Below are 619 nucleotides of genomic sequence, written 5' to 3'. Positions count from 1 at the left end.
CCTACAGACCCAGATGCAGCCGTAGCGCATCGTCGAGCAACTTCAGCTCGCGCGGCGGGAGCCGCCCGATCCGGTCGCGGATCCGCTGCGGCGACACCGCGCGTACCTGCTCGGCCTGCGCCTTGGAATCGGCCCGCAGGCCACACGTACGTGCGGGAATGAGCACCTGGAACGGAAGCACACGCCGGATGTTCGACGTGATCGGCACCACGGTGACGACCCCCCTGCCGCCGATCTCGGCAGACCGGTTGGCGGCGTCATTGCCGACCACGACAGCGGGACGGGACTTGTCCGCTTCCGAACCCTGCACCGGGTCGAACTCGACCCAGTAGACGTCACCTCGGCGCATCGGCCAGCCCGTCTCCGCTCGCCGAGTCCCACAACGCGGCGTCGTCGCCATCGTCCCATTCCGCGAAGGCGCTCGTGTACGCGTCTTCCAGACGGGCCATGCGCAGCATGTCGACCGCGTGGTGGAGGGCGGCGGAGCGGGACGAGGCGTTGCCCTGCGAGATGTAGTCGTCGAGGAACTCCACATCCTCGTCGGGAAGGCTGACGCTCAGCTTCACAATCACACCTCTGATGCTACCTCTGGTACTACTTCCTTGGCTACCGTCAGAGC

The 619-nt window shown here is 66.7% G+C and carries 2 protein-coding genes; both read right to left on the bottom strand.

The annotated features are described in order from the left end of the window. Position 1: 1 nt before the first annotated feature. Positions 2-349 carry a type II toxin-antitoxin system PemK/MazF family toxin gene (locus C1I98_RS39545; RefSeq protein ID WP_111172248.1) on the bottom strand — a complete coding sequence of 116 codons (348 nt, stop codon included), beginning with the start codon at positions 347-349 and terminating at the stop codon, positions 2-4. Further along, on the bottom strand, positions 336-572 hold the full coding sequence (locus C1I98_RS39540) for a ribbon-helix-helix domain-containing protein (protein ID WP_199537586.1): 237 nt from the start codon (positions 570-572) through the stop codon (positions 336-338). Before C1I98_RS39540 ends, C1I98_RS39545 begins: the two co-directional genes overlap by 14 nt. Positions 573-619: the final 47 nt, after the last annotated feature.

Origin of the sequence: Spongiactinospora gelatinilytica (assembly GCF_003236385.1) — a bacterium.
GTDB classification, from domain to species: domain Bacteria; phylum Actinomycetota; class Actinomycetes; order Streptosporangiales; family Streptosporangiaceae; genus Spongiactinospora; species Spongiactinospora gelatinilytica.
The sequence above is the reverse complement of the archived record's forward strand: the minus strand, read 5'-3'. Positions and strand labels throughout refer to the sequence as shown.